Source organism: Sphingomonas sp. (assembly GCF_019635455.1).
Taxonomy (GTDB): Bacteria; Pseudomonadota; Alphaproteobacteria; order Sphingomonadales; family Sphingomonadaceae; genus Sphingomonas.
In genome coordinates this window covers 480,189-505,580 of record NZ_JAHBZJ010000001.1, presented here as the reverse complement: position 1 = coordinate 505,580, position 25,392 = coordinate 480,189, and the positions used below count along the sequence as shown (strand labels likewise).

22 protein-coding genes and 1 riboswitch are annotated in these 25,392 nt (G+C 67.8%); of the genes, 4 read left to right on the top strand and 18 right to left on the bottom strand.

Translation table 11 applies throughout. The features are described 5' to 3' along the window. Positions 1-327: 327 nt before the first annotated feature. The 3 genes from KF783_RS02540 to wecB form a co-directional block, all read right to left on the bottom strand. Entirely contained in the window at positions 328-1,638 is a 1,311-nt protein-coding gene (locus KF783_RS02540) for a UDP-glucose/GDP-mannose dehydrogenase family protein (protein WP_294076356.1), read from the bottom strand. A gap of 345 nt (positions 1,639-1,983) precedes the next feature. Then, positions 1,984-3,285 carry a UDP-N-acetyl-D-mannosamine dehydrogenase gene (gene wecC, locus KF783_RS02535; RefSeq protein WP_294076314.1) on the bottom strand — a complete coding sequence of 434 codons (1,302 nt, stop codon included), beginning with the start codon at positions 3,283-3,285 and terminating at the stop codon, positions 1,984-1,986. Then, on the bottom strand, positions 3,269-4,402 hold the full coding sequence (wecB, locus tag KF783_RS02530) for a UDP-N-acetylglucosamine 2-epimerase (non-hydrolyzing) (protein WP_294076313.1): 1,134 nt from the start codon (positions 4,400-4,402) through the stop codon (positions 3,269-3,271). Before wecB ends, wecC begins: the two co-directional genes overlap by 17 nt. 203 nt (positions 4,403-4,605) lie before the next feature. Here wecB and KF783_RS02525 point away from each other — a divergent pair, with 203 nt between their 5' ends. Further along, positions 4,606-5,664, top strand: a complete 1,059-nt coding sequence (locus KF783_RS02525; RefSeq protein WP_294076312.1) for a mannose-1-phosphate guanylyltransferase/mannose-6-phosphate isomerase — start codon at positions 4,606-4,608, stop codon at positions 5,662-5,664. On the opposite strand, the gene KF783_RS02520 is transcribed toward KF783_RS02525, so the two are convergent. The 5 genes from KF783_RS02520 to KF783_RS02500 all read right to left on the bottom strand — a co-directional run bounded on the left by KF783_RS02520 (position 5,633) and on the right by KF783_RS02500 (position 10,714). Beyond that, complete coding sequence (locus KF783_RS02520) at positions 5,633-6,721, bottom strand: NAD-dependent epimerase/dehydratase family protein (RefSeq protein WP_294076311.1); 1,089 nt, start codon at positions 6,719-6,721, stop codon at positions 5,633-5,635. The genes KF783_RS02525 and KF783_RS02520 overlap by 32 nt on opposite strands. A 115-nt stretch (positions 6,722-6,836) precedes the next feature. Then, the gene (locus tag KF783_RS02515; RefSeq protein ID WP_294076310.1) at positions 6,837-7,871 is read right to left on the bottom strand and encodes a hypothetical protein; all 1,035 of its coding nucleotides are present in this window, start codon (positions 7,869-7,871) and stop codon (positions 6,837-6,839) included. Positions 7,872-8,076: 205 nt separating this feature from the next. Continuing rightward, a complete protein-coding gene (locus tag KF783_RS02510; RefSeq protein WP_294076309.1) occupies positions 8,077-8,844 on the bottom strand; it encodes an ABC transporter ATP-binding protein in 768 nt (255 codons plus the stop codon). After that, the gene (locus KF783_RS02505) at positions 8,841-9,827 is read right to left on the bottom strand and encodes an iron ABC transporter permease (protein ID WP_294076308.1); all 987 of its coding nucleotides are present in this window, start codon (positions 9,825-9,827) and stop codon (positions 8,841-8,843) included. Before KF783_RS02505 ends, KF783_RS02510 begins: the two co-directional genes overlap by 4 nt. Continuing rightward, positions 9,824-10,714: an ABC transporter substrate-binding protein gene (locus KF783_RS02500; protein ID WP_294076307.1), complete on the bottom strand. Its 891-nt coding sequence runs from the start codon at positions 10,712-10,714 to the stop codon at positions 9,824-9,826. The genes KF783_RS02505 and KF783_RS02500 overlap by 4 nt, the downstream gene beginning before the upstream one ends. Positions 10,715-10,893: 179 nt before the next feature. Next, positions 10,894-11,114, bottom strand: a riboswitch (cobalamin riboswitch). Positions 11,115-11,276: 162 nt separating this feature from the next. On the opposite strand from KF783_RS02500, the gene KF783_RS02495 reads away from it, so the two are divergent. Together KF783_RS02495 and KF783_RS02490 are read left to right on the top strand one after the other, a co-directional pair. After that, on the top strand, positions 11,277-12,380 hold the full coding sequence (locus KF783_RS02495; RefSeq protein ID WP_294076306.1) for a DUF47 family protein: 1,104 nt from the start codon (positions 11,277-11,279) through the stop codon (positions 12,378-12,380). 8 nt (positions 12,381-12,388) lie between these two features. Beyond that, complete coding sequence (locus KF783_RS02490) at positions 12,389-13,402, top strand: inorganic phosphate transporter (protein WP_294076305.1); 1,014 nt, start codon at positions 12,389-12,391, stop codon at positions 13,400-13,402. A 29-nt stretch (positions 13,403-13,431) separates the two neighbouring features. Here the strand turns inward: KF783_RS02490 and KF783_RS02485 are convergent, their stop codons facing one another. The 9 genes from KF783_RS02485 to KF783_RS02445 form a co-directional block, all read right to left on the bottom strand. Then, on the bottom strand, positions 13,432-13,761 hold the full coding sequence (locus tag KF783_RS02485) for a PepSY domain-containing protein (RefSeq protein ID WP_294076304.1): 330 nt from the start codon (positions 13,759-13,761) through the stop codon (positions 13,432-13,434). Then, positions 13,758-14,339: a ferric reductase-like transmembrane domain-containing protein gene (locus tag KF783_RS02480; protein WP_294076303.1), complete on the bottom strand. Its 582-nt coding sequence runs from the start codon at positions 14,337-14,339 to the stop codon at positions 13,758-13,760. Before KF783_RS02480 ends, KF783_RS02485 begins: the two co-directional genes overlap by 4 nt. Continuing rightward, a complete protein-coding gene (locus KF783_RS02475) occupies positions 14,336-15,019 on the bottom strand; it encodes a Fe2+-dependent dioxygenase (protein ID WP_294076302.1) in 684 nt (227 codons plus the stop codon). The genes KF783_RS02480 and KF783_RS02475 overlap by 4 nt, the downstream gene beginning before the upstream one ends. Before the next feature lie 15 nt (positions 15,020-15,034). After that, positions 15,035-17,386, bottom strand: coding sequence for a TonB-dependent receptor (locus KF783_RS02470; protein ID WP_294076301.1), 2,352 nt, complete (start codon positions 17,384-17,386; stop codon positions 15,035-15,037). A 21-nt stretch (positions 17,387-17,407) separates the two neighbouring features. After that, on the bottom strand, positions 17,408-18,169 hold the full coding sequence (locus KF783_RS02465) for a TonB family protein (RefSeq protein WP_294076300.1): 762 nt from the start codon (positions 18,167-18,169) through the stop codon (positions 17,408-17,410). Next, positions 18,166-18,591, bottom strand: a complete 426-nt coding sequence (gene exbD, locus KF783_RS02460; protein ID WP_294076299.1) for a TonB system transport protein ExbD — start codon at positions 18,589-18,591, stop codon at positions 18,166-18,168. The genes KF783_RS02465 and exbD overlap by 4 nt, the downstream gene beginning before the upstream one ends. A 1-nt stretch (position 18,592) precedes the next feature. After that, entirely contained in the window at positions 18,593-19,345 is a 753-nt protein-coding gene (exbB, locus tag KF783_RS02455) for a tonB-system energizer ExbB (RefSeq protein WP_294076298.1), read from the bottom strand. A gap of 200 nt (positions 19,346-19,545) precedes the next feature. Further along, positions 19,546-21,726 carry a TonB-dependent receptor gene (locus KF783_RS02450; RefSeq protein ID WP_294076297.1) on the bottom strand — a complete coding sequence of 727 codons (2,181 nt, stop codon included), beginning with the start codon at positions 21,724-21,726 and terminating at the stop codon, positions 19,546-19,548. 92 nt (positions 21,727-21,818) lie between these two features. Continuing rightward, the gene (locus tag KF783_RS02445; protein ID WP_294076296.1) at positions 21,819-22,184 is read right to left on the bottom strand and encodes a hypothetical protein; all 366 of its coding nucleotides are present in this window, start codon (positions 22,182-22,184) and stop codon (positions 21,819-21,821) included. Positions 22,185-22,389: 205 nt separating this feature from the next. Here KF783_RS02445 and KF783_RS02440 point away from each other — a divergent pair, with 205 nt between their 5' ends. Next, positions 22,390-23,553 (top strand): mechanosensitive ion channel domain-containing protein, encoded by a 1,164-nt coding sequence (locus KF783_RS02440; protein WP_294076295.1) that lies wholly within the window; start codon positions 22,390-22,392, stop codon positions 23,551-23,553. Here the strand turns inward: KF783_RS02440 and KF783_RS02435 are convergent. Continuing rightward, a complete protein-coding gene (locus KF783_RS02435) occupies positions 23,550-25,370 on the bottom strand; it encodes a DUF885 family protein (protein ID WP_294076294.1) in 1,821 nt (606 codons plus the stop codon). The two genes, KF783_RS02440 and KF783_RS02435, sit on opposite strands and share 4 nt — an antisense overlap. Positions 25,371-25,392 lie beyond the last annotated feature (22 nt).

The window sequence follows — 25,392 nt, the reverse complement described above, 5'->3', positions numbered from 1 at the left end:
AACAAGCCCGGCCGTCGGCGCGATCAAATTCGGCACAGGATTCCCGACGATTTGGAGTCGGACTCTGATAAGGCGAGCGCTCGCCGACCGGTTATACAGCGTCCTTTTTTTGAGGCTAAGCGGCAATTCTGCGCACGCTCGAAACGGCGGCGACCGCTCGCCAGCCCGATCTATTACATTCCACACCGCTGGCGGGTTCTGCGCGTCGCATTGGAAGGCGTTGATCGCCGACCGGCCGTCATGACCGTGACCGCGCGACCGTGCCTTGGCAACGCGATCGGTCGATGCGTCGAGACTCTGGCCGTCGCGGTCGAGCGGCCGTAGCGTTTACTGGGCCTTACCCACGCCGACGAGCTTTAGCCCGGCGCGCTTCGCTTCGTCGGCGGGGTAAATGTTGCGTAGATCGACGAGGAGTGGCGCCTTGAGCAGCGACTTCATGCGAGAGAGGTCCAGCGCGCGAAACGCGTCCCATTCGGTAACAATCACCAGCGCATCGGCGCCATCGGCGGCGTCATAGGGGCTGGCGGTGAATTCGACATTGGTCAGCATCTTTCGTGCCTGTTCGGTCCCTTCGGGATCGTAAGCCTTCACGATGGCGCCGGCGTCCTGCAACGTCTGGATGACCGCGATCGACGGTGCGTCGCGCATGTCGTCGGTGTTCGGCTTGAACGTCAGACCCAGGATCGCGACGGTCTTGTCCCGGACGTCGCCGCCCATCGCCTTGATCACCTTGCGCCCCATCGCGCGCTTGCGCTGGTCGTTGACCTGAACCGTCGCTTCAACGATGCGCAGCGGGGTTTCATTGTCGTCGGCGGTCTTGAGCAGCGCCAGCGTGTCCTTCGGGAAGCACGATCCGCCATAGCCCGGGCCGGCGTTCAGGAACTTGCGCCCGATGCGATTGTCCAGGCCGATGCCGCGCGACACCTCCTGCACGTCCGCGCCCACCTGTTCGCACAAATCCGCGATCTCGTTGATGAAGGTGATCTTGACCGCCAGGAACGCGTTGGCGGCATATTTGATCAGCTCCGCGGTGCGGCGGCCGGTAAACATGACGGGCGCCGCCTGATTGAGCGAAAGCGGACGATAGATGTCACGCATCACCTGGCTCGCGCGCTCGTCCTCGCTGCCGACGACGACGCGGTCGGGACGCTTGAAATCCTCGATCGCGGCGCCCTCACGCAGGAATTCGGGGTTTGAGACGACGGCGATCCCCTTGTCCGGGGCGATGCGCGCGACGATCCGCTCGACATCGTCGCCGGTGCCGACCGGTACGGTGGACTTGGTGACGATCACCACCGGCCCATCGACTGCGGCGACGATCTCTTCCGCCGCCGCAAAGACGTAGGACAGGTCGGCATGGCCGTCGCCCCGACGGCTGGGCGTGCCGACCGCGATGAACACCGCGTCCGCGCCCTTCACGCCCTCGGCCAGATCGGTGGTGAAGGACAGGCGTCCGGCCTTCACATTCGACGCGACCAGCTCGGCCAGGCCCGGCTCGTAGATCGGCATTACATTCTGGTGCAGCAATTCGATCTTGCGCGCGTCCTTGTCCACGCACACCACGTCATGACCGAAATCCGAAAAACATGCCCCCGACACAAGACCCACATAGCCCGTGCCGATCATCGCGATGCGCAAGTTCAATCCCCTTCGGTCAACGCCAGCGCGCTCTTAGCGGAAGCACCGCCGACGGCAAGGGAAAGTGAAACCGCGGCAGATCGAACCGATCCAGGACCGAGACCAAATGAGGCACCGATTCTCGAAACAGGGCGGGGCGCGGCCGCCTTCGATCCGTTGATGCTCGGTTCGCCCAATTCTCCGAACATGGTGATGGGGTCTCGGACCTGATCGTCGTGGCAGATGGCGATGATATCCGCATCCTGCCACGTGGCCGCAGCCAGGACGTGAAAAGAGACGGCGAGGCACTGAGGACATGGGGCGGTTCGCCCGACCGCCTGCCCGCGGCGCGGCGTGCGCGTGAAGTCAGGCCGCGCCGACCGCCCGCAGCAGGGAGGGGCCTTGCCTCTGCGGCTGATCGGGCCAGATGCCGCGGGCATCGTACACCAGCTTTTCGGCGCGCTCTTCGAGCGGGACCGATTTGAACACGTCGTGATCGACCAGCACGATCATGATCGGACAGGTTTCGAGCGCGGTATCGATATCGGTGAGCACCGCGCCGCTCTGCGCCAGCGAGGGGGGCAGGGTGGCGGCATAGGGCTCGACGATCCGCACGCGTGATCCGTGGCGGGCGGCGATCGCCTCCGCGACGTGCAGCGCCGGACTCTCGCGAAAATCGTCGATGTTCGCCTTGAACGCGAGGCCCAGGCACGCGACCGGTGCGTTCGGCAATTGCGCGATCAGCGCCTCGGCGCGTTCGACGGTGAAGCCCACCTTGCCGTCATTCACCTCGCGCGCGGTGCGGATCAGCGGCGTATGTTCCCGGTCGGCGGCGACGAGGAACCACGGATCGACGGCGATGCAATGCCCACCCACGCCCGGGCCGGGCGAGAGGATGTTGACGCGCGGATGACGGTTGGCCAGGCGGATCACCTCCCACACGTCGATTCCCATGCCGTCGGCGACGATCGAGAGTTCGTTGGCAAAGGCGATGTTGACGTCGCGAAACGCGTTTTCGGTGAGCTTCGTCATCTCCGCCGCGCGCGCGCTGGTCGTCACGCATGCCCCGCGCACGAAGCGGCGATAGAATTGCAGCGCCTTGCGCGCGCAGCGCGGTGTGACGCCGCCGATCACCCGGTCATTGTCGATCAGTTCGACGAGGATGCGGCCGGGCAGCACCCGTTCGGGGCAATAGGCGATGGCGATGTCGGCGGTGCCGGCGCAATGACCCGGCACCTTCAGATCGGGACGCAGCTGGCTGAGCAGTTCGGCGACCTTTTCCGTCGTTCCGACCGGTGAGGTCGATTCGAGGATGACGGTATCCCCCGCCTTCAGCACCGTGGCGACGGTGGTCGCGGCCTGGAGCACATAGCCGATATTGGGGGCGTGATCGTCGCCGAACGGGGTCGGCACGGCGATCAGGAAGACGTCGGACGGCTCGATCTGGGTCGATGCGCGCAGCGTCCCGCGCGCGATCACGCCCGACACCAGGCCGTCGAGATCGACCTCCTCGATATGCACCTTTCCTGCGTTGACCGTCTGGACCACGCTTTCATGCACGTCGATGCCCAGCACCATCGCGCCGGTGCGCGCGATCACTGCGGCGGTGGGCAAGCCGATATATCCGAGGCCGAGAACGGCGACCGTGAGTTCAGAGTCCGAATCCATGCGCGACGACCTTCGCTATCCTTGCCGAGGCATGGCCGTCGCCGAACGGATTGTGCGCGCGCGCCATCGCCTGATACGCGCCCTTGTCGTCCAACAGGGTTGAGATTTCGGAAACGATGCGGTCGGCGTCGGTGCCGACGAGCCGCGCGGTGCCGGCCGCGACCCCTTCGGGCCGTTCGGTCGTCTCGCGCATTACCAGCACCGGCTTGCCCAGCGCCGGCGCCTCCTCCTGTACGCCCCCCGAATCGGACAGCACGACCTCACACGCGTCGAGTGCGCGGATGAAGGTCGGATAGTCGAGCGGCGCGATCCGCGCGACATTGGGGCGTTCGCCCAGCACCGAGTCCATCACCGAAACCACATTGGGATTGGGGTGCATCGGAAAGAGGATGGCGCTGTCGGGACGATCGGCGATTCGGCCGATCGCGCGGGCGATCGCCTCCATCCCGCCGCCGAAATTCTCGCGCCGATGCGTGGTGACGAGGATGATGCGCTTGCCGGCCAGGCGGGCGAGCACGGGGTCAAGGCCTGCGGCGAGGGTCGGGTCCGTCGCGATCCGCGCCCGCGTCGCCAGCAAGGCGTCGATCACGGTGTTGCCGGTGACGTGGATCGTCGCCGGATCGATATTCTCCCGGCGCAGCGCGTCCGCCGCGGTCCGGGTCGGCGCGAAATGCTGGTCGGCGATCGGCGCGACGATGCGGCGGTTCACTTCCTCGGGCCAGGGTTGCCAGATGTCGCCGGAGCGCAGCCCCGCCTCGACATGGCTGACCGGCACGCGCCGGTAATAGGCCGCCAGCGCGCCGACCATCGCGGTCGCGGTATCGCCCTGCACGATCACGCGGTCGGGCCGCTCGGCATCCATCACTTCGCCCAGACCCGTCAGCAGCCGCGCGGTCAGCCGGTCGAGCGTCTGCCCCGGCTCCATGAGGTCAAGGTCGATGTCCGGCCGCAGCCCCGCAATGTCCAGCACCTGATCCAGCAGGCCGCGATGCTGCGCGGTGACGCAGGTCCGCACCGCAAGCCCGTCGGTCGCCGCCAGCGCCTGGACAACGGGAAACAGCTTGATCGCTTCGGGTCGGGTGCCGAAGATCACCAGGATTTTTGCAGCGCGCGTCATGCCGACCCCCTAGCAGACTGTCGTTAAGGAGCCGCTACGCTCGCGGATCGAACGCCCGGCACGATCGTTCTCGCGACTCGCCTGCACGCATTTCCCCTGCCATAGGATGCTCGGCGCCGATCTTGGTCAGCGCAGTCGCATGTTTTTCATCTTCGGCTGACACCGATCAATCGCTCCTGCCTGAATGAAGGAAGATTCGCCTCATGACCGACCGAACGCCGATTGTCCCCGTGATCCTGTCGGGCGGGTCGGGAACGCGGCTGTGGCCGATGTCGCGTGCGGAATTGCCCAAGCAGATGCTGGCACTGACGGCCGAAGAGACGATGTTGCAGCTTACCGCCCAGCGCACCCCGGCCGATGCGGGGTTCGCGGCGCCGGTCATCGTCGCCAATGTGATGCATGCCGATCTCATCGAGGCGCAACTCGGCGATGTGGGCGCGACGGCGCAGGCGCTGATCCTGGAACCGATGGCCCGCAATACGGCGCCGGCAATCGCGCTGGCCGCGCTGGCGGCCGGTGGGGGCGACGCTCCGTTGCTGGTGATGCCTTCCGATCACGTCATCGCCGATGTCCCGGCCTTTCACGACGCGATCCGGGCGGCGATGCCGATGGTGGAGCAGGGGTGGCTCGTCACCTTCGGGATCACGCCCGACGCGCCGGAAACCGGCTATGGCTATATCCAGATCGGCGATCCGATCGGCGCCGGGGTTCATGCGGTGACGCGCTTCGTCGAAAAGCCGCCGCGCGAGGCGGCGGAAGAGATGCTGGCGCGGGGGGATCACGCGTGGAACGGGGGCATCTTTATGTTCCGCGCCGATGCGTATCTCACCGCGTTGGAGCGCTATGCCCCCGATATTCTGACGGCTGCGCAAGAGGCGATGGGCCGCGCGACGCACGACGGCGCGCGCATCCTGCCCGACGCTCAGGCGTTCGCCGGTTCTCCATCGGATTCGATCGATTATGCCGTGATGGAAAAGGCGGAACGCGTCGCGATCGTCCCGGTGAGCATGGGCTGGTCCGATCTGGGAAGCTGGGACGCATTGCACGCGATCAGTGACTGCGACGGACATGGCAACGCCTGTCGCGGCGATGTCGTCGCGATCGACACCGCCGACTGCCTGGTCCGCGCGTCGGCTGGAAAGCGGGTGGCGCTGGTCGGCGTTTCCGATCTGATCGTCGTCGCCGACGGGGACGACATCCTGATCCTGCCGCGCGGGCGCAGTCAGGAGGTCAAGCGGGTGATCGAGGCGATGAAGAAATAACCGCGCGCGGCATGTCGGACTCACCGGCGGGCGCAAGGTTGGCAGGATCGTCGCGCAGCCAATCGACGAACGCCCGGACCCCGATATCGACCGGCGTTTCCGGGACCTTGCCGATCAGCGCGCGCAGCAGTTCCGGCGAAGCTTCGGTCGCCGGCACGTCGCCGGCCTGCATCGGCAGGAAATTCTTTCGCGCGACGACGCCCAATGCCGTTTCCAGCGCGGCGATATAGTCCATCAGCGGAACCGATCGGCCGCCGCCCAGATTGACCACGCGAAACGGTGCGACCGGCGACAGGCTGTCAAGCGCTGCGACCGGTTCGCGCCCGGGAACGGCATCGATCAGTGCGACAAGCCCGGCGATCAGGTCGTCGATGAAGGTGAAGTCGCGGGCCATTTCGCCGCCATTATAGACGTCGATCGGCTGCCCGTTCAGCATCGCGCGCGCGAATTTGAACAGCGCCATATCGGGCCGCCCCCAGGGTCCATAGACGGTGAAAAAGCGGAAAAAGGTCGTCGGGATCGCGAACAGATGCGCGTAGCTGTGGCCGATCAGTTCGGTCGCGCCTTTCGTCGCCGCATAGAGGCTTATCGGCGTCTGGATGCGTTGGCTCTCGCTAAAGGGCAACTGTGTGTTCGCCCCGTAGACCGAACTGGTCGAGGCGGCGAGGAAATGGCGCAGCGGATGGCGCCGTGCCAGTTCCAGCAGGTTGAAGGTCCCGGCGATATTCGTGCCGATATACTCGGCGGGGTGGTCGATCGAATACCGGACCCCTGCCTGTGCGGCGAGGTGGATCACCGTGTCGGGTGCGAAATCGCCCCATGCCTCTGCCAGCGCGGCGACATCCTCGATCGAAATCCGCGCAAGCGTGAAGCCGGGATGCTGTTCGAGCAGGGCGTTGCGGCGCTCCTTCAGTCCGACATCGTAATAGGCGGTGAAATTGTCGATACCCAGAACCTGGGCGCCCCCGCGAAGCAGCGCATTGGCGGTATGAAAGCCGATGAACCCGGCCGATCCGGTCACCAGCACGCGTCGTTCGGAGAGCGGGAGCATCGTCATCGCGCTACCGCAGGTGCCGTTACGGACGCGTTAAGTCCAGCACGGAGTGAAGGACGGCCGGGCAGGGGGGCTGCCCGGCCGTCCGGAGACGCCGACGATCGGGGGAGGGCGTGGATCAGTCGGCGTGCGGGGCGGGCTGATTTCGTGTTTCGCGGCCGCGCTTTGCGGAGGCGGAACCGTCGCTCTTCGACGCGCTCTGGCTCGATGCGCTGCCGGTGCTGTCGGCGGCATCCTTCACCGCGCCCTTGCCCATCGCGGAGACCAGAACGTCGCCGCTGGCGCTGAAGTTGCTGGCCGGCAACGTCGCCACCCTGTCACCCAGCGCGACGCCGATCGATTCGATGCGGCCACGCGCGTTGCGGTTGACGCTCTGGACCCGGCCGATCAGCCGGCCCTTCGCGTCCTGGATCGCCATGCCGGGATTGATCGCGGGGACGGTCGCGCCGGTCAGCGCCAGCCCGCCGCCGGCCGACGCGGAACCGGACGCGGCGCCATTTCCGGCAGACCCGCTGGCCGAGCCGCTGCCCGAGGCCGAGCCAGCAACGCCGCTCGCCATCTCCCGCGCGCTCCCCGCTGCGCTTCCTGCGGTGCCGATCGCGCGACCGGCCGTGCCGGTGGCGGTATCGCGGGTCGTGCGCACCGCGCCGGCGGTGCGATCACGCGCGCTGCGTGCCACGCCGCGCACCGCATCGGTGCCGACCAGATCCGCCGAGGCGCTGGCCGAACCGCTGCCGGACGCGCTGCCACCCGCCGACAGGCCGGTCGTGCGGCCAAGTGCGCGGGTTCCGCCATCGACCGCACCGTCGATGCCGCCGGCGGCACTGCCGCTCGCGCTTGCCTTGCCGCTGCGGCGATCCACGCTGGCATCGGTGGCGCCGGTGGCCGTCCCGGTCGCACGCGCTCGGCGTTCCGCGCGGCTGGTGGTGCGTTCGGTGGTGTCGCGCAGGCGATTTGTGGTGCGGGTGACGGGGCCATCGAGCGGCTGGTCGATGCGACCGCCCAGCGTCCCGCCGAGTGTTCCGCCGACCTGGCCGCCCAGACCACCGCCGATCTGGCCACCAAGGCCGCCACCGCCCAGCAACTGGGCAGATGCCGGGGTTGCCAGCGTGACGGCTGCGACGGCGACTGCGGTTAGGAAACGGGTTTTCATGGGTCGATCCTCCTGAAACGGGGCGCCGCATCCAGCGACGCTTCGAAAGGGGAACGGGGGCCGGGGAGGATTTAATCCCGACGGCGCGAAAATTTTTCGCTCGGGCCGGGGTCGGGTCCCGCTTAGGCGGCAAGTGGAGGGATCGGGAACGGGCGGGGCAATTGCGACGACCCGGGCCGCGTGCGATCGGCCCCGCCCCGTTGCGTCAGTCCAGGAACCGGATCGACGCGCTTTCGGCATCGCGCGAAACGCGCACCCGCACGTCGAACAGAGCGCCCAGAAGCGCCTCGCTCATTACCTCCTCCACCGCGCCGGCGGCGACGACACGGCCATCGCGGATCGCAAGGACGTCGTCCGCGAAACGCAGCGCCAGGTCGAGATCATGGATCGCCATCACGACGGTGCGCCCGGTACGCGCCAGCGCGCGGAGGCGGCGGGCCGCGTCGATGGCGTGGCGGGGATCGAGATCGGCGGTCGGTTCATCGACGATCAGCAGTTCGGGATCGCCGACGATCGCGCGCGCGAGCATGACGCGGGCCAGTTCGCCGCCCGACAGGCTGGTCGCCTCGCGGTCGCGCAGCTCCTCGGCGGCGCAGGCGGCGAGCGCCCGGTCGATCGCCGCGCAGTCGCCGGCGGCGAGCGGCCCCAGCGCGGGAATGCGGGGCAGCAGGCCCAGGGCGACGACATGATCGACCCGCATCGGCCAGTCGATGCCCGCCCGCTGCGGCAGATAGGCCCTTCGCCGCGCCAGTTCCCGCCGGCCGATGCCGGAGAGATCGACATCGCCGATGCGCACTTTGCCGGCATCGGGCCGCAAAAGTCCGGCGGCGGCGCGCAACACCGTGCTCTTGCCCGCGCCGTTGGGGCCGATCACGGCGGTCAGTCGGCCGGGCAGGAAGCGCGCGTCGATGTCGCGCAGGATCGCCCGCCCGCCGCGCACGACCGAAATGCCCTCAAGGTGCAACATGCTCATCCGCCGCGCACCCGCACATGCAGCACCAGCCACAGGAAGAACGGCGCGCCGACCAGTGCGGTGAACACCCCGAGGTGGATCGGCGTGTCGAGCCGGATCAGCCGGGTGGCGATGTCCGCCGCGGTCAGCAACGCCGCACCGGCCAGCGCCGCCGGCACCAGCGTCGCGCCTGGCCGATGCCCCACGAACGGGCGCACGAGATGCGGCGCGATCAGGCCGACGAAGCCGATCGTGCCGACCACGGCGGTGGCGGCGCCGACGCCAAGACCCGTGCCGGCGAGCGCGACCAGCCGGGTGCGGGCGACATCGATGCCAAGGCTCTCCGCCTGCACCTCGCCCAGCGCCAGTCCGTCGAGCGCACGCGCCGTCGTCAGCAGCGCGCCGCCGCCCAGCAGGATGAGCGGCGCGGCGAGGCGCATCTCGTCCCACCCCCGATTGGCGAGCGACCCCATCAGCCACGTCATGATCTCATAGGCGGCATAGGGATTGGGGGCGAGGTTGAGGGCAAGGCTGATCCCGGCGCCCGCAAGGCTCGAAATCGCCGCGCCCGCGAGGATCAGCGCGAGCGTCCCGCCGCCCCGGGCGAGCAGCAACGTCGCCAGCCCGGTCGCCATCGCGCCGGCCAGGCCCGCCAGCGGCGCGGCGAGTGGGGTGACGGCGGCGAACCCGTAATAGATCGCCACCACCGCGCCGAGCGACGCTCCCCCCGATATGCCGAGCAGCCCCGGTTCGGCGAGCGGGTTGCGCAACAATCCCTGGAGCACGGCGCCGGCAAGGCCCAGGATCGCCCCGGTCAACAGACCGAGAAGCGTGCGCGGCAGGCGGATTTCGGTCAGCACCAGCCCGGTGAGCCGGGCGGTGCGATCGTCCCCGCCGCCAAGCCAGCCGATCATGTCGAGATCGAGCGTGCCGATCCCGAGCGACAGCAAGGCGAGCGCGAGGGTCAGCAGCGCGAGGACGGGGATCAGCCAGCGCGAACTCATCGGGTGGCCCCCGATCGGCGTATGCGGATCAGATCGTCGCGCAGGATCGCGGCGGCCTCCGCGATGCGCGGGGTGCCGCAGATATAATAGCGCGGGCTGATGCCGACCCGGCGGCTGGCCCAGCGTTCGCGGACCAGCGGATGATGCGCCACGCGGTCGCGCAGGCTCTGCCCGCCGGCATCGGCCCCCGGCGCGACCAGCACGTCCGGGTCGAGCGCCAGCAGCGCTTCGACATCGGTTCCGATCACGCCTTCGCTTGCGGCATCGCGCGCGCCCGCTGCGGCGAGCACCGCCTGATAGAGCGCGCCTTCGCCGCGTGACAGGCCGTCGCCGCTCCAGGACGCGACACGCAGCCCCAGGGGCGGACGTCGGTGAAGATCGGCCAGCTGGCGATCCATCGCGGCGATCAGCGCCTCGCCGCGCGCCGCCACGTCCAGTCGCGCGGCGAGCACGCGCACCGCCGCGCGGATGTCGTCGATGCTCTGCGGTTGTGCGATCTCGATCATCGGATAGCCGAAGCGGCGCAGCGCGGCGCGGGTCGCCGCCGAACCGAACGCGTCGGCGACGATCAGGTCCGGGCGCTGACGTACCACATCCTCGATATCGCCGCGATTGCGTCCGACCCGCTGTGCCGCGCCCGCCATCAGCGACAGGCGCGGATCGCGCGACAGCCAGGTCACCGACGCGATCCGTTCGGGCGGCAGCAGCATCAGCACCAGCTGATCGGTGCATTGATTGATCGACATCACCCGCATCGGGCGCGCCGTCTCGCGCGCGACGGACCGGGCAGGCGCGGCCTGGCCGTTCGCCGCGCGCGTCGCGGCGGCCATGCCGATCATGCCCGTGGCGAGCACACCGGCCAGCAGGAATGCAAGGCGTGGGTTCACGTGCCTTCGTCCATCGGCGCCACGCAACGATGCCGGAGCCTGTCGATTCGCGCACGCGATCGACCGGCGACGGGCGCGGACGGGCGTCGATGCCCGCGAACCGTCACCGTGGCGGCCCCGGCCGCCCGGTCGTCGCTCGACGGACTTCTCCGCACGCGGGCCATGGCCCTGGACCCGCGCATTGAGCGACCCACGCCGGCAGGTCTCCTGGCTTGCGGGTCGTCGCTCGGTTCGCGCCTTCCCGGGTTGCCCCAGTGGCCGCGCGGCGATCGGGCCGCGCTGCGAATCTCGCTCACCGCTCACAGTTGCAGGGACAGCCCCGGATTCGACCGGCCCGACCGGGCAGCCTCACCGCGTTCCCCTTTAAGTCCTTGCGGACACCGGCGCGATCTTGAGGTACGGGATCGCCCCGCATCTCGATCCGGGTCTTAGGCGCGGGAGGCGGGCGCAGCAAGCCATGCCGGACTATCCACAATCGCGATCGCCGCGCGATTGTCACGATTGTCCGGATCGGGCATGGCCTGCGCGAACGGAGGATCGTTTCATTCGCCAGATTGCCGCCTTGCCCTATCGCAGCGAAGGCACCGCCATCGACGCGCCGGTGCGCGTGCTGCTGGTCACATCGCGCGGCACCGGTCGCTGGGTGATTCCGAAGGGGAATGTCGCGCCCGGAACCCCGCCGCACGTCGCCGCCGCCGTAGAGGCGGAGGAAGAGGCGGGGGTGGTCGGCGCCGCGTGTCCGACGCCGATCGGTGCCTATCGTTATCGCAAGCGGCGCAGCAACGGCGCCTCGCTGATGGCGGATGTCGAGGTGTTCCCGCTCGCGGTCACCGCCGAATTGTCGAAGTGGCGGGAACAGCGCGAGCGTGAGCGGCGCTGGTTCACGCTGGCCGAGGCCGCAGAGGCGGTCGATGAGCAGGACCTGCGCGACCTGATCCGCAGCTTCGGCGCGTCCGAATTCAACGCGGCCGCGCGCCGCACCGGCGTCCTGAACGTGGTCGCCGAAAAATCGAGGGTCAATCACATGTTCGCGTGGTTTCAGCGCCTGCTTCCCAGAACCGGCAATTTCTTTGACATGTTCGAAGCGCATGCGGTCACGATCACCGCGGCGGCGGACGCGCTGGCCCGCCTGTTTCAGGGCAGCGGCGCGACCGAGGATCACATCCGCGAGATCATGGAGCGCGAGCATGACGCCGACGGAATCATTCGCGAGGTGCTTCTGACCGTCCGCAAGACGTTCCTGACCCCGTTCGACCGCAGCGCGATCACCAGCCTGATCGGCGCGATGGACGATGCGGTGGACGAGATGCAGGCGGCGGCCGCCGCCGTCGGCCTGTACGAGGTCCGCGAGTTCGAGCCGGAGATGCGCGACATGGTCGCGATCATCGTCGATGCCGCGCGGCTGACGGCAGAGGCGATGCCGCTGTTGCGCGATGTCGCGCGCAACGGATCGCGGCTGCACGAGCTGACCGAGCGGCTGGTCCGCATGGAGGGGCATGCCGACGAAATCCACGATGCCGGGATCAAGCGCGCGTTCAAGGAACATGGCGAAAATCCGATGAAGTTCATCGTCGCGCGCGAACTCTACAAGCATCTGGAACGGATCACCGACGCGCTGGAGGATGTCGCGAACGAGATTGACGGCATCGTCATCGATCACGCCTGATCCGCGCCATGCACGAACTCGCTTTTCCCCTGCTGGTCGGCCTGATCCTGGTCGCGCTGGCGTTCGATTTCCTGAACGGTCTCCACGACGCGGCCAATTCGATCGCGACGGTGGTGGCGACCCGGCTGCTGGGACCGGTGCAGGCGGTGGCGTTCGCCGCCTTCTTCAATTTTGCCGCCTATTTCCTGACGCTCGGTTTTCCCGAATTGCACAAGGTCGCGGAAACGATCGGCAAGGGGCTGATCGACAAGGATCTGGTGACCCCGGCGGTGGTGTTCGGCGCGCTGGTCGGGGCGATGTTCTGGAATGTCGTCACCTGGCTCAAGGGGATTCCGTCCTCGTCCAGCCATGCGCTGGTCGGCGGCATCGTCGGGGCCGGCGTCGCACATGCCGGCTTCACCGGCATTCAGTGGAGCGGCCTCAACAAGACGCTGATCGCGATCGTCCTGTCGCCGCTGCTCGGCATGTTGCTGGCGATGCTCATCATGCTGGTGTCGAGCTGGGCGCTGCATCGCGCGCCGAACCGGACTGCGGAGCGCAGTTTCCGCGTGCTGCACCTGTTTTCCTCGGCCGCCTATTCGATCAGCCACGGGTTGAACGATGCGCAGAAGACGATGGGGGTCATCACCGTCCTGCTCTATTCGACCGGCTATCTGACCGGCGATTTCCATGTGCCGCACTGGGTGGCGATCGCCTGCTATATCGCGATCGCGCTGGGGACGCTGTCGGGCGGGTGGCGGATCATCGAGACGATGGGGACCCGCATCACCAAATTGTCGCAGCATCAGGGGTTCAGCGCGTCTGCGGGCGGATCGGTCATCGTGTTCGCGGCGTCGCTGCTGGGCATCCCGGTGTCCACCACCCATACCATCACCGGCTGTGTGATCGGGGCGGGAACCGCCCGGCGCGCATCCGCGGTGCGATGGGGGGTGGCCCAGAATGTCGTCGTCGCCTGGGTCATCACCATCCCGGCATCGGCGGCGGTCGGGGCGCTGTTCTATGCGCTGACCCGTCTGTTCTGAACGGCCCGGCCCGACCGGTCGATCGCCGGTCAGCCGGTGAAGCCCTTTGCGCGATAGATTTCGCGCCCGCGCCGGAACACCACCAGCTTCCTGAGCGTGACGGGGTGAAAGAACGCCTCGATCGCCTGTCCCTGTTCGGTGCGGGCATAGACTTCGTAACAATCGCCCTCGACCTGGACCTTCAGCACCTCCCAGCGTTCCAGCCAAACGGCCTTCTTGAGCTTCGCGATGTCCTGCCAGCCCGATTGCGGGCCGCCGCCACAGGTGACGTCGCCATCGGCACGCGCGGGCTGAACCGTGAGCAGCGACAGCAGCAGCAGGGGGGCGGGCAGGCGCAGGGCGCGGGCGATCGGGTTCACGTCATTCTCCTTTGATGATGGCCGGCTTGCGCGCGGGCGCGCAGGACCCACGCCGCAAGGACGGGGGCAAGGTGAAGCGCCGCCGGCACCCAGTGCCAGTCGAGCAGCAGCCAATGGGCGATCGCGATCAGGAACGCGGGATAGACCAGCCGCTGAAGCGCCTTCCACCGCCGGCCGAGGGTGCGTGCCGCGCGGTCGAAGCTGATCGCCGCCGGAATGCAGAGCAGCGCGAGCGCGATCCATCCGGTCCAGATCGCGGGAAGGGTCAATTCGTCCAGCATCGCCGCGACCTGCCGCATCTCGATGATGTAGAGCGACAGATGGAGCAGCGCGTAGCAGGCGGCGCCCACGCCCAGATTGCGGCGGACCGCGAGCCAGCCGCGCAGCAGCGGGCCGGCCCCGAACCAGGCGACGAGCGGGCCGGGGAGCAGCGCGGCGATCATCAGCCGGACCGCCATCTCGCCGCTGAGGTGATAGAAATCCATCGCCAGCGCGTCGCCCGTCACCAGGCGCAGCACGATCCACAGTCCCGGCAGGGCGATCAGCGTCAGGACCAGAGCGCGTTTCCGCCGGGTCACGGCTTTGCCCAGCGCCGCAGCAGATTGTGGTAGATGTTGATGAGGCGGTTGATGTCCGGATCGTCGGCCTGGCGCGCCGGGGTCAGCGCCTGGATCGACTGGTCGAGGTCGAACAGCATTTCGCGCGCGTGCGCGTCGGCGACCGCGCTCTGAATCCAGCTGATCGCGCAGACGCGCTCACCGCGCGTCACCGGAGTTACCTGATGCAACGAGCCGGAGGGATAGAGGACCATGCCACCCGCCGCGAGCTTGACCGCGGTGGCGCCGGCATTCCCCTCGATCAGCAGCTCGCCGCCGTCATATTCGGCTGGATCCGACAGGAAGATCGTGGCGGACAGGTCGCTGCGCAGCGTCGGCCCGGCATCGGGCAGGCGCATCAGCGCGGCATCGCTGTGGGTGCCGTAATGGCCGCCATCGCGGTAGCAGTTGAACACCGGCGGCCAGATCCGCTCCGCCAGCGAGGCGGAGACGAAGCGCGGATTGCGGCCGAGCGCGGCGAGAATCCGGTTGCCCAGCTCGACCGCGTCGGGATCGTCGCGGCCAAGCTGGAGATTCTGTTTGACCGCGATCGAACGTGAGCCGGCGGTGCCGGCCCCGTCCCGCCACGCCGCCCGTGCCAGCCGGTCGCGGAACGTCGCGACGTCGGCGGGGGCCAGCACGTTGTCGATGATGAGCAGCATGGCGGCCTCAACCGGTCAGAAACGGAAGCCGACGGTCGCGACCACCTGTCGCGCGTCGCCCCGGTACAGGAAGGTGCCGCTGCGATAGCCGGCGAGATAATAGGTCTCGTCGGTCAGGTTGTTCACGTTGAGGCGCAGGTCGATATTCCGGCTGACGCGATATTCCGCGAACACGTCGCCGACGGTGTAGGCCGGCACCGGCTGGCTGTATACGAAGCCGCCGCCCGCCAGCGTGATATAGCCGGGCGCGGTGTCCGGCTGTCCGCCATAGCGCTTGCTCTTGTGCTTGATCGCGAAGCCGAGCGCGAGCCGGTCGGTCGCCTGGAAGCGGGAGAGCAGCGACGCCTGGAAATCGGCGAAGTTCGACAGCGTCTTGCCAACATTGGCCGGGTTGGACGCGGATTCGAGGATTTCCGCATCCATCAGCGTCAGGCCGGCCTGCATCGACCAGAAGCGGGTGATGTTGCCCGATACGCCCAGTTCGATCCCGCGCACCCGGTTCTTGCCGGTGTTGCCGGTGCCGGTCGGCGTGTAGCCGCCGCCCGACGCCTCGAACACGTCATGCTTGGTGGTCTGGAAGAGCGCGGCGGTCAGCAGCAGCTTTTCGTCGAACAGGTTCAGTTTGGTGCCGAGTTCCAGGTTGACCGACCGTTCCGGCCTGCCGCCGCCCAGCGTGCCGTTGAGGATCAGGCACCCGCCATAGCCGGCATTGGTGCCGACGTCGGATTCGCCGCAATTGACGTCCGCAGAGGTCGCAGCCGAGGCATAGACCATGCCTCGCTCGCCCAATTTGTACGTCACGCCAAGATGGCCGTTCCAGAAACTGCCGTCATAGGCATAGCGGGTCACCGCAAGGCTGTTGTCCTGAAGATCGAGGTCAAAGCTGAAATGATCGTAGCGCACGCCCCCGAACAGGGTCAGGTCGGGCGTCACGTCGATCGTGTCCATCAGATAGGCCGACACCGTCTTCATGTGCCAGTCCTGGTCCCACCGGCTGCGTGTGATCTGCCGCGCCAGCAGCGTGTTGAGGTTGGCCACCGGGCGACCGTCGCCGCCGATCCCGCAATAGTTGTTGAGCGCCGCGGCGGCGCCGGTGACGCAGTTGAACGCGCCGGTATTGGCGATGGCGTAGACCCCGTTCAGCACCCGGTGATCGGTATATTCGACGCCCAGAATCAGGTCGTTCCTGCCGCCCGGCGCGGCGCCTTCGATGTGCAGATTGGCCTGGTTCGCGAAATAATCGACATCCTGCCAGCCCTGATGGGTGGAGAAGGTGATGGTGGGGTAGGCCCCGCCCGGATTGGCGGCGCCGGTCGTCGCGCCGCGCGCTCCGGTCACGACATAGCCGTTGAACGAGGTGCCGTAGCGCGCGCGATTGGTGAGTTTCACATGGTCCGAAATCCGCCAGTCGAGCCGCGCGGTGACGGTATCGACGTCGGATTTCTGGAAGTCCTGCGCCTGGGCATAGGCAGGCGTGCGCACCGGCTTGCGGTCACCGGTCGTCGCGTCCCCGCTCAGATAATCGCCCAGATCGGCATTGTCGTAGGCGCGCAGGCCGTAATAATCGAGCGTCAGGTCGAACGTATCGACCGGGGCATAGGTCGCCGACACCGCCAGCCCCTCGCGCTTGCGGTCGGCCGGCTTGCGGTCCGGGATGTTGGTATAGCCGTAGAGCAGGTTGGCGCGCACGGCGAGTTGGTCGCTTACGACCAGATTGGTGTCGAGCGTCGCGCGGATATAGCGGTCGGTGCCGATCCCGATATCGGCGGTGGTGAAATCATAGTCGGTGGTCGCGTGCTTGGTGATGAGGTTCACCGCGCCGCCCGCCGTACCACGACCGGCAAAGGTGGAGTTCGGCCCCTTCGAGATTTCGACCTGATCGACGGCGAAGCTCTCGCGCGTGGTCATGCCGGGGTCGCGCAATCCATCGACGAACACGTCGCTGCGCGCCTCCTGACCACGGATGATGTAGCGGTCACCAAAGGCGTTGCCGTTTTCGCCGGTGCCGACGGTGATGCCCGGCTGGGCGTCGAGGATGCGGACCAGATCGGTATAGCCCGAATCGTCGATCTGCTTCTTGGTCAGCACGGCCATGGTCTGGGGCAGTTCGGCGATCGGCCGGGTCAACCGCTCGTCGCCGGACGTCCGCGCCTTATAGGGAGCGCCCGGTTCGGCGTTCGGATTCACGTCGGCGGTACGATCCTCGATCTTCAGCGTGTCGAGTTCGACCTCGCCGCCCTGGTCCTGCGCCCCCTGGTCCTTCGCCGATGCCGGCAGCGGCGCCAGTACGACCGCCATGCCCAGCGCGGCAGCGGCGCCGCGATCGCGCAGGCTCAACGGACGCCGGATTGCCTTGTTCGTTGTCATCGGAAAATTTCCTCCATTATTTCAATCGGTTTTCAGTGCATATTCGATCGGCAGCGACAGGGTGACGCGATCGCGCGCCATCGATGCCGGCATGCGCGGGAGCGGGGAAACCTGGGCGAGCAAGTCGGTCGTGGCGGTATCGAGCAGCGCGTGACCGCTGCTGCGCTTGATCGCGACGTTCGAGACGGTTCCATCACGCGCGACGGTGAAGCGGACGGTCACGACCCCCTGCTGCCGCGCCTTTTTCGCCTCGATCGGATAGCGTTTCTTTCGGTTCAGATGGGCGCTGACGAGCGCGAAATAATCGGCCTCCTGCCGCCGCGCGCGCGGGTCGCCGCCGGCCGTCGTGCCGGTGCCGGCGCCGCTCGCCTCGGGCGGTGCCGGGCGCGTTGTCGCGGGTTGGGGTGCGGGCTGGCTCGCCGGTTCGGCCCGGGTGGAGGCCGGCTGGGGCAGGGGAAGCGCCGCCACCTCGACCGGGCCGGGCGCGCGAAGCTGCGGCACGTCGATCGGCACCGGTGCCGGCACTGGCGCGGGGGGACGGATCGACGCCGGCTCCTGCCGGACCTCGCGTTGCGCGGCGGGCGCCGGCGCGGGGGCGGACGTGGGGGCGGACGTGGGTGCGGCGTCGGCGGGAAGCTCGATCAGCATGACCGGCTCCGGTGGCGGGGCCGGGGATATGGCACTCCGGCTCGCCAGCACCATGCCGGCCGCGACGGCATGGCCGCCCAGCGCGATCGCGGCGGCGATGGTCCATCGCCCGGATCCGGCGCGGGCATCGCTCACTGCGCCGTCCCCGATTCCGCGCCGACCAGCGCGACATGCACGAACCCTGCGGCGCGCAGGCGGTTCATCGCCTGCATGATGCGGTCATAGGGGACGCTGCGGTCGGCGCGCAGGAACACGCGCTGGTCCCGGTCACCGCCCGCCGCCCGCGCGATCGCCGCGCCCAGATCGTTGGGCGCCGTCACCCGTTCGTTGACCAGCAGGCCGCCATCGGCGCGGATCGACAGGTAAACCGGCACGTCCGGGCGTGGCGCGGGACGCGCGGTGGAGACGGGCAGATCCACCTTCACATCCACCGTCGCCAGCGGCGCGGCGACCATGAAGATGATCAGCAGCACCAGCATCACGTCGATGAACGGCGTAACGTTGATTTCATGCGCGACGGCAAGGTCTTCGTCCTGCGCGGCGAGGCGGAGCGCCATGTCAGCGCGCGCCCGCGATCGTGCCGCGGCTCAGATCGCGGGAGACGATCCGCAACAGCGCCGCCGCGCTGTCGGCGATCAGCGCGCGATGCGCCGCGATCTGCCGGGCGAAATGATTGTAGATGACGACCGCCGGGATCGCCGCGACCAGGCCCAGCGCGGTGGCCAGCAACGCTTCGGCGATGCCGGGTGCGACGACCGCCAGATTGGTGGTCTGTTTCTCGGCGATGCCGATGAAGCTGTTCATGATGCCCCACACGGTGCCGAACAGGCCGACAAAGGGGGCCGTCGCACCGATCGTGGCGAGGATCGTGATCCCCTTCGTCATCCGTCGTGCCTGTGCGGCCTCATGCCGGTCGAGCCGGGAGATCAGGCGTTCCTTGAACCCTTCGGCATCGTCCAGTGCGCCGGCCGACTGGTCGAGCTCGGCCCGGACCTCATGGACGAGGGGGTCGGCGCGAACCGGATCGGGGAGGTCGGCGAGCGCGGGCGCATCGGCGAGTTGGCGGTAGAGCGTTGCCGCCCGCCGCCGCGCACGCGCGAGTTCCAGATGCTTGGCGATCAGGACGGTCCATGTGGCGACCGAAGCCAGGATCAGGCCGATCATCACCAGCTTCACGACCCAATCCGCCTGCGCGAACATGCCGCCGACGCTCATCGCGTGGGGAAGTTGCGGCGTGACCGCGGCGATCGCGGTGGACGGCATCAGCACGCCGATAATCGCGAGTGCGACGCATATGCGATAATTGGTCATGATCGGCCCTGTGTCCCCACTATTCATTGTGGAGACGCAGCTAGACCGTGAATTTTGCTATTGCAAGTGATTCGCAAACTAATATCGCGCTGGGGCGCTGGGGCGCTGGGGCGCCGGAGAGAGCTTTCCACCCGAACGCGAAGCGGCCCCCGATCCGCACCGGATCGGGGGCCGCCACTGCCCGCTATCGCGGTACCATATTACAGTCCGAAGCGCAGAGTCGCGCGGAGATCCCGCCCGGCGAGCGGGGCGAAGTCCTTGAGATAGCTGGAATGGCGCCGCGCATCGACGTCGAACAGGTTGTTCGCGCTCAGCGTCAGCGACACTTTGGGATTGGAGGCGAACGGCTTGATCGAGAAGGACGCGTTCACCATCGTGTAGCCCTTGGTCGGGGTTTCATAGGCCGCGATCCGATCCTGCATGAACACGCGCTCAACCTCGACCCGGCCGGTCAGCGTGTCCGACTGCGCCTCGATCCCGCCCAGCAGGCGCCCGGGGGGAATGCGGGCGACCGGATCGCCATTGCCCAGCGTCGCATGTACATAGTCGCCCAGCAGATCGACATTGATCGTGTAGTCGCCGACCTCTGCCACCCGTGCCGACAGATCGCCCTCGACGCCATAATAGCGCGCGCCGGTCTGCTGGAACTGGAAGCAGGGGAAATCGACCGTCCGGCCGCTCGGTGCGGCGGCGGCCTGACAGACGCTCTGCGCCACCTGCGTGTCGGAGATATAGCCGGTGAACCAGCTGTAATAGGCCGATGCGTCGAAGCTCAGCCCGTCATGATGCAGGTGCAGGGTCGCCTCGACACCCCAGCTTTTCTCCAGCCCGAACCCGGTATCGCCCAGCTCATAGGTCTGGGTGCCGGCATGTGCGCCGTTGGAAAACAGCTCTTCGGCGGACGGCGCGCGCTCGGTGCGGGAGACGTTGAAGCCCAGCTTCGCACCGTCGCCCAGCGCGTAGGACGCGCCGACCGATCCCGACACCGCGTCGAAGTTGCGGGTGGCGGTCGCAAAGCGCAGGTCGCCGGCGGCCGGCGTCGCCTCTTGTCGCGTATGCTCGTACCGCAACCCGCCCTCAAACTTCAGCGCGCCCAGATCGAACTGCTGGAGCGTGAACAGGCCCAACTGGCCGGTCGCGTTGGCCGGCAGGAACGCCTCGTCGCCGACGACATTGAAGTCGCGGTGGAAATACTGGACCCCCGATGCGCCCAGCCATGCGCCCTGCCGGGCCTGGACGAATTCGAGCCGGCCCTCAAACCCCTTGTTGTAAAAGGCGGTGCCGATCGCGCCGGTCTCTTCCAGCTCGAAATGCCGATAATTGGCATAGGCGCCGCGCAGGCGGATGCGATCGAGGAACCCGCCGCCGGTCTGCACCTCGCCGCGCACATCGAAGCGGTTCTGAAGCACGTCGAGCCGGGGCGCCTCCTGCTCCTCGCCCGACGCGGTCGCGTAACGGATCGGGATGCCGTACAGGCTGTCATAATGCGAATAGGACACGCCGAAATTGGCGGTGTCGCCGACATAGGCGGCGCCGACGCCGGCGGTCCAGGTCTCTGCCGCGCTGTTCGGCAGCTTGTCCTTGAGCGCGGCGGTCGCGGCGAAATCGGGATCGTCCGGCAGCGTCGGGCCGGCGGCGGCAGCCAGCGCGGCCGCGCGTGCCGTGGGCGACAGCACATAGCCGCCGATGCCCAGATCGCTGGTCTTCAGATAGGACGCATCGGCGTGGACGACGAAATTGCCGCCGATCGCCGCGTCGCCCGCCCCCGCGAGTGAGCGTTCGTTCGCCGCCGAGCCATAGGTGGCGATCCCGTCGAAGCTGACCCCGTCCTTCGGGATGCTGCGCGGAATGCGCTTGTCGATCACATTGACCACGCCGCCGATCGCCGACGAGCCATAGAGCAGCACCGCCGGACCGCGCAGCACCTCGACCCGCTCGGCGAGCAGCGGATCGATCACCACCGCATGGTCGGCGGAGGTGTTGGACACATCGATCGATCCGATCCCGTCGGTCAGCAGGCGGACCCGCTCACCCTGAAAGCCGCGCAGGATCGGCCGCGACGCGCTGGGGCCGAAGGACGTGGCCGAAACGCCCGGCTGTTTCGCCAGCGTCTCGCCGATGCTGGGGCGCAGGTCGCGGGTCAGTTCCTCGCCCGCGACGACCGACGTGCCGGCCAGTACGTCGCGCTCGCTGGTAGGAAGGACGCCGGTGACGACGATCGCGTCGCCGTCCTTAGTCTGGCCGGCGGCCGGCGGTTCGGCTGCGGAGGGTTCGGTGGCCGGCGTGGCGGCGGGCGCGGCGGGATCGGCGGAGGTCGCCTGTGCGGCAACAGGCAGAAGCAGCGCGGCGGATGCCACGCTCACGAAAAGGGAAGTACGCATGTAGAATTGCTCCGGGAAGCTGGTCGGTCGAACGAAAGCGCGACGCCGACGGGTCGGGACGGTGTTCGCCCCTCGCCCTCAATCAGCGCGCGTCAGTCAGCGAGCGGAGCGGGAGGGCCGCGGCTGAGCCAGCCATGCGGCGCAAGCGCGAGCAGGAACATGTCCTGTCGCGAGACCAGAAACAGATAGACCGCCGACAGCGGGGCGACGATGCTCAGCGGTGGGGGACCCAGCGCCAGACCGGCATGGCCGATTTCGCGGCAGATGGGGCAGTCCGCCGGCGTGTTCTGTGGCAGCCGGTCGTGCGGATCCGTGGTGCGCGCGGCGACCGTCTGGCCGGTCAGCGCCGCGGTCACCGCCGGCGCGTTGTCGAAATGATGGTGCGTACCGGTCAGGAACCCCTGCCAGCCGACGCACAGCAGCAACAGCGAGAGCAGCCCCGTCGATATCCATGACATCGCGCGCCGCCCATCCGTCGTCCGGCGACGCGCCGCCATCGGCGAAGCGCCTGTCAGCCGGCGGGAAGAACGACCCTGATGATGCACGGTTCGAGAAAAATCCCACGCTGCAACTGCGAAGAGCGCGAGATACGATGTAAGATATCATGAATCAAGGGACGGTTCCCGCAGTGGAACCGCGACGTCATTGGGAGGTTGGCGGATCATGCCCCTGTTCGAACCTGCGCGCTGGGACCTGCCGGTCCCGGTGATTGACGGCGCGACGATCGCGATCGCGCTGGTGTTGGCGCTTGGGCTGCACTGGATCGGAATGCGGATCGCGCGAAGGATCGCCGCACGCACCCCCGATTCGATCGACGATATATTCGTCGATCATGCCGCGCGCCCCGCGCGCTGGTTGCTGATCGTGGTCGCGCTGGCCCTGGTGCGCGACGCGCTTCACCTGAACGAAGGGGCCAGTGCAGTCTGGGCGCAGGTCGCGGGGCTGGTGGTGCCGCTGTTCGTCGGCTGGCTCGCGGTCAATCTGATCCGCGCGGGTGGACGTGCGGTCGAATTGTCGGCCGATATCAGCGTCGCCGACAATCTGCGCGCGCGTCGTCGCCGGACGCGCGGGGCGATCCTGACGCGGATCGCGGTGTTCGTGGTCGGCTTCGTCACCATCTGCCTGATGCTGCTGTCGATCCCCGGCGTCCGTGCGGTTGGAGTCACGCTGATGGCATCGGCCGGGCTGGTTGGGCTCGCGGTCGGCGCGGCGGCGCAACCGGCGCTCAAGAACATCATCGCCGGCATCCAGATGGCGTTCACCGAACCGATCCGTATCGACGACGTCGTCATCATCGACGGCGAATGGGGGCGGATCGAGGAGATTCGCCTGACCTATGTCGTCGTCGCGATCTGGGACGAGCGGCGATTGGTGGTGCCGGTGTCGAGATTCCTGGAGGACAGCTTCCAGAACTGGACCCGCTCGACCAGCCAGCTGCTCGGTTCCGCCTTCTTCTGGCTCGACCCCACCGCCGATATCCCCCGGCTGCGCGCGAGGTTCGAGGAGATCGTGCGCGGCAACGATCGCTGGGACGGGCGCGCCTTTGTACTTCAGGTGACGGATACGAAGCCCGATGCGATCGAGGTGCGGGTGCTGGCCACCGCAAAGGATGCGGCGACCGCGTTCGACCTGCGCTGCGACCTGCGCGAGGCGCTGCTCGCCTTCATCCGCGACGAGATGCCGGAGGCGTTGCCGCGCGGCCGGATGGAACTCGGACGGCCGGGCTGGATGGAGGCTGGCACGCCGCCGGCCGCGACCGCCGACGCGGCGGGCGGCACGAGCGGCGGTGCCGGGTCCATTCCCGAGGAAACGCCCGCTCCCGACTAGGTGCGATGTGCTGCGATGTGGCGGTCGATCACATGTTCGAGCACCGTCAGCGGGACGCTGCCGCCCAGCACGACGGCATCGTTGAACGCCTTGAAATCATAGCGCGATCCCAGTTCGGCCTGGGTCTTCAGGCGCAGCATGTTGATCTTCGTATGCCCCAGCTTGTAGCCGCAGGCCTGGCCCGGCCAGCTGCAATAGCGATCGACCTCGCCCGACACTTCCTCGATCGACGAGCCGTTGGTGGTCGAGAACCACTCGACCGCCTGCCGCCGCGTCCAGCGCTTGGCGTGGAGGCCGGTGTCCACCACCAGCCGGCACGCGCGAAAGGCGAGGCTTTGCAGATAGCCGAGCCGCCCGACCGGAAAATCGTCATAGGCGCCCAGTTCCGCTCCCAGCTGTTCGGCATAGAGCGCCCACCCCTCGGTATAGGCGTTGAACGACAACAGGGTGCGGATCAGCGGCAGTTTGAACGCATATTCGCCCTGCCAGGCATGGCCCGGAATCCCCTCGTGATAGGCGAGGGTCGGCAGGCTGAATTTCGAATGGAGCGCGGTGGTGCGCAGGTTCAGCCACACGCGGCCCGGCACGGTGCCGTCGATCGATCCCGCTCCGCCATAGGCGCCCGGCGCGCCCGGCTCCTCGGCCAGCGGCAGGCGCTTCACCTCGACATTGCCGCGCACCAGCGTGTGGAACGCCTGCGGCATCTTGGCGCGCATGTCCTGAATGGTCTTGGTCATGAACGCCAGGATTTCGGCGCGCCCGGCGTCGGTGTCGGGGAAGAGATATTTGGGATCCTTGCCCAGCGCGGTCATCCGCTCACCCACGCTGCCGCGCGTGAACCCTTCCTTGCGCAGGATGACGTCCATCTCCGACTGGAGTTTCTTCAGTTCCTCCAGGCCGGTCTGATGCACCTCTTCGGGCGACATCGTCGTGGTCGTCCCGGCGCGCAGCGCCCAGGCGTAATAGGCGTCGCCATCGTCGAATTTCCACACGCCCGCGTCCCAGGTCGCCGCTTCGCGGTGGCGTTTCAGCTCGGCGATCTGGCGGTCGAGCGCCGGCGCGATCCGGCCGGCGGCGATCTTTGCGGCGTCGGCCGCCTGGCTGCCGGTGACCGGCTTCTTGCCGATGAAGTTGGTCACCAGTTCCCATTTCGCCGGATCGCCCGCGCGGGTGAGGGTGATCTGCTTCAGGCATTTGTCGAGCAGGAAATCGGGAGCGATGACGCCCTTATCGAACGCGATCTTCAACCGCTCGGTCTCACCGTCAAGCTGCGCGGCATATTGATCGAAACGCGCCAGCCAGCTCGCCGCGTCCTCGGTGCTTTCCACCTTGTGCTCGTTGTCGAGGAAGCGCGGCGTATCGAGATAGGCGCCGACATTCTGGATCACGACATAGGGCGAATTGCGATAGCCGCCGACCGCGACGTCCCCATAGGGGAAGGCAAAGCCGTCGAGCGCGGTTTCGAACGCGGTGCGCACCGCATCGACATTCGTGCGCATCACCGGGCTGAGCGTGGCGGGATCGAGCGCCTTCAGTTCGGACACGCGCGTGCGCAGCCCGGCGGCGACCCGCGCCTTCCCCGCGACGCTGCGGTCCTCCAGCTTCGAGCGGAGCGGTATGCGCGGCCACTTGTCGATGCCCAGGCTCGTCGCGCCCTCCGGAACGTCGGCCAGCATCTGTTCGGCGATCGCGGCGAGCAGCCGGTCCGCGCCCGCATCGCCCGGTGCCGCATCCTGAATACGGGCGAGGGCGGGGAGCGCGGGCAATGTCGCGAAGGTGGCGGCGGAGGCGAGGAACTGGCGGCGGGTGGCGGTCATGGGGACTCCGGAATACGCGGAT

Bases quoted from the DNA above. Each gene is read 5' to 3' on its own strand.
- wecC (WP_294076314.1), bottom strand. From the start codon at position 3,285: ATGGATTCGGACTCTGAACTCACGGTCGCCGTTCTCGGCCTCGGATAT.
- wecB (WP_294076313.1), bottom strand. From the start codon at position 4,402: ATGACGCGCGCTGCAAAAATCCTGGTGATCTTCGGCACCCGACCCGAA.
- KF783_RS02525 (WP_294076312.1), top strand. From the start codon at position 4,606: ATGACCGACCGAACGCCGATTGTCCCCGTGATCCTGTCGGGCGGGTCG.
- KF783_RS02520 (WP_294076311.1), bottom strand. From the start codon at position 6,721: ATGACGATGCTCCCGCTCTCCGAACGACGCGTGCTGGTGACCGGATCG.
- KF783_RS02515 (WP_294076310.1), bottom strand. From the start codon at position 7,871: ATGAAAACCCGTTTCCTAACCGCAGTCGCCGTCGCAGCCGTCACGCTG.
- KF783_RS02510 (WP_294076309.1), bottom strand. From the start codon at position 8,844: ATGAGCATGTTGCACCTTGAGGGCATTTCGGTCGTGCGCGGCGGGCGG.
- KF783_RS02505 (WP_294076308.1), bottom strand. From the start codon at position 9,827: ATGAGTTCGCGCTGGCTGATCCCCGTCCTCGCGCTGCTGACCCTCGCG.
- KF783_RS02490 (WP_294076305.1), top strand. From the start codon at position 12,389: ATGCACGAACTCGCTTTTCCCCTGCTGGTCGGCCTGATCCTGGTCGCG.
- KF783_RS02475 (WP_294076302.1), bottom strand. From the start codon at position 15,019: ATGCTGCTCATCATCGACAACGTGCTGGCCCCCGCCGACGTCGCGACG.
- KF783_RS02470 (WP_294076301.1), bottom strand. From the start codon at position 17,386: ATGACAACGAACAAGGCAATCCGGCGTCCGTTGAGCCTGCGCGATCGC.
- exbD (WP_294076299.1), bottom strand. From the start codon at position 18,591: ATGGCGCTCCGCCTCGCCGCGCAGGACGAAGACCTTGCCGTCGCGCAT.
- exbB (WP_294076298.1), bottom strand. From the start codon at position 19,345: ATGACCAATTATCGCATATGCGTCGCACTCGCGATTATCGGCGTGCTG.
- KF783_RS02450 (WP_294076297.1), bottom strand. From the start codon at position 21,726: ATGCGTACTTCCCTTTTCGTGAGCGTGGCATCCGCCGCGCTGCTTCTG.
- KF783_RS02445 (WP_294076296.1), bottom strand. From the start codon at position 22,184: ATGTCATGGATATCGACGGGGCTGCTCTCGCTGTTGCTGCTGTGCGTC.
- KF783_RS02440 (WP_294076295.1), top strand. From the start codon at position 22,390: ATGCCCCTGTTCGAACCTGCGCGCTGGGACCTGCCGGTCCCGGTGATT.
- KF783_RS02435 (WP_294076294.1), bottom strand. From the start codon at position 25,370: ATGACCGCCACCCGCCGCCAGTTCCTCGCCTCCGCCGCCACCTTCGCG.